General features: G+C 36.2%; 2 protein-coding genes. Both read left to right on the plus strand.

Translation table 11 applies throughout. The features are described 5' to 3' along the window. The first annotated feature begins 108 nt into the window (after positions 1-108). On the plus strand, positions 109-1,392 hold the full coding sequence (locus V7183_RS00340) for a purine/pyrimidine permease (RefSeq protein WP_335358355.1): 1,284 nt from the start codon (positions 109-111) through the stop codon (positions 1,390-1,392). Positions 1,393-1,620: 228 nt separating this feature from the next. Beyond that, complete coding sequence (locus V7183_RS00345) at positions 1,621-2,442, plus strand: Cof-type HAD-IIB family hydrolase (protein ID WP_097898501.1); 822 nt, start codon at positions 1,621-1,623, stop codon at positions 2,440-2,442. Positions 2,443-2,573 lie beyond the last annotated feature (131 nt).

Below are 2,573 nucleotides of genomic sequence, written 5' to 3' on the forward strand. Positions count from 1 at the left end.
AAAGAGGGGTTTTATGTCCTTTTTTAATTGATGCATATATACAATCTTTGCCAGAAGAAATGAAATATGTATATACTAGAAGCGGAATCTATGAAAGAGGTCGATATCATGAAAACATTTCTTTCCGCCATGCAATGGACATTATTTATTTTGGCAGGAAGCCTCATTGTACCAGTTAGTGTAGCCACTAGTTATGGACTCAATGGTGCTGAAGCTATTGCATTTGTACAACGAACATTATTTATTCTTGGTTTTGCAGGCCTCCTGCAAGCTATATTTGGTCATAAGCTACCTATTCAAGAAGGTCCTGCTGGTCTTTGGTGGGGAGTCTTCTCTCTTTATGCAAGTTTAGGAATCGTACTATTTGGATCAAATAATGAAACACTCCGCGTCTTGCAGTACGCTTTCCTGTTAAGTGGTATCATTTGTATTATCCTTAGTATTTTTGGACTTATTGATAAGCTTGTTCGTTATTTCACACCAACAGTAATCGGAACTTATTTATTTCTTCTTGTTGCCCAGCTTAGTGGCTCTTTCTTAAAAGGAATGTTTGGCCTTGACGGACAACATACCGAAGTACAAGTAAACGTATTCATTCTTTCACTCATTGTTATTTTACTATCTTTTTTCATTATGAAGCTACCTATTATTGGGCAATACTCTGTTCTTTTCAGCATTGTCTTTGGATGGATTTTATTTGCATGCTTTGGATTATCCAATCCAATTGCACCTGTAACAGATATCATTCGTCTCCCATCCCTATTTGTTTTTGGAACACCTCGCATTGAATGGAATATGGCAATTACCGTTATTTTTGTCACACTACTTCTCCTAACAAACATGTTAGCAAGTATTCGCGTTGTTCAAAAGGTTGTTTCTAAATATGAAGAGGATATAGTTCAAAATCGCTTTAAACAGGCTGGGATTATAACGGGAATTAATCAACTGCTAGGCGGACTTTTCTCCGCGATTGGTCCTGTAGCCATTTCAGGATCAGCTGGATTTATCGCAACAACCAATATTTATAAGAGGCTTCCTTTTATGCTAGGATCAATTTTTATCATTTTAATTAGTATATTTCCAAAGATTACTTCATTCTTTGCAGCGATCCCTGTTGCTGTTGGATATGCGGCTATTTACCCTGTATTTGCAAACATGATTGGCCTTGCCTTTCGTGAATATGACGCAGTGCAAAATAAAAATCGTTTATTCCGTGTTGCCGGCCTTTCACTCTTTACAGGAATTGGGGTTATGTTCGTGCCGCCGAGTGCATTCTCTACCCTTCCGCCATTTTTAGCATCCTTTTTAAGTAATGGCCTCGTCCTTGGTTCCGTTATGGCCATTCTACTTGAAGTACTATTTTCCCATTCAAAAGAAAGCCAACTTTCGTAAATTGGAAAACTTCCATTATTGCACTCTATTTTCAGAGTTGTTACGATAGGTATAAATTATCATGGGCAATACGCCCATGATAATTTATACTAACAATACAGTCACCTTCTTAACTTTATTTAAAGAGGTTCGATGTCTTACTATTTATTATTTATTCCTCAACCTTTTCATCAAAACTTATTTGTAGCAACACCAATTATTATTTAAACAAAGAAAGGAACTTTCTATATGTCTTATAAAATGATTGTTTTAGATTTAGATGATACTTTACTACGTGATGACCATACGATTTCAGAGCGTACAAAACAAGCTTTAATGACCGCTCAAGAACAAGGTGTAAAAGTTGTACTTGCTTCTGGCCGCCCAACATTTGGTATGCGTCATGTTGCAAAAGAACTTCGTTTAGAAGAATACGGAAGTTTCATCCTATCATTTAACGGCGCAAAAATTATTAATTGTAAAACAAATGAAGAACTATTCAGCAGTACATTATCTCCTGAAATCGTTCATAATCTATATGAAATTAGTAAAGAAGAAGATGTTTGGATCCATACGTATATGGGCGATGATATTGTAACTGAAGAAAATAATCCATATACAGAAATTGAAGGCAATCTTACAGGTATGCCAATCATTGAAGTAGATAGCTTTATTGCTGCTGTACAAGAGCCTGTTGTAAAAGTATTAATGAATAAAGAAGCTGAACGCCTTGTAGAAGTAGAAAAGAAACTTCAAAAACAACTAGAAGGAAAACTAAGTGTAATGCGTTCAAAACCATACTTCTTAGAGTTCACAGAGGCTGGTGTTACAAAAGGAACAAGCTTACACCAACTCATTCAAAAACTTGGTATTAAACGTGAAGAAGTAATCGCAATGGGCGATAGCTATAACGATCAAACAATGATTGAATTCGCTGGTCTTGGCGTTGCGATGGGTAATGCACCAGATGATATTAAAGAAATTGCAAACTACGTAACTGATACAAATATGAACGATGGTGTTGCAAAAGTTGTAGAGAAATTTGTACTAAAAACCGAAGTTCTTGTTTAATATATATGATTTTTCAACATACAAGTCACGGCTATGAAGAACAAAAGGTGACCTATACTCACTTTCTCATTTTGTTTTCACTCGGCATGGGGCTACCGCTTCTATACATGGGCGGATGCTCTCTCCCATCT

The organism is Bacillus sp. JJ1127, assembly GCF_036965845.1.
GTDB lineage: Bacteria > Bacillota > Bacilli > Bacillales > Bacillaceae_G > Bacillus_A.

Excerpts from the sequence above, each read along its gene's own strand:
- V7183_RS00340 (WP_335358355.1), top strand. The coding sequence starts at position 109 with ATGAAAACATTTCTTTCCGCCATGCAATGGACATTATTTATTTTGGCA.
- V7183_RS00345 (WP_097898501.1), top strand. The coding sequence starts at position 1,621 with ATGTCTTATAAAATGATTGTTTTAGATTTAGATGATACTTTACTACGT.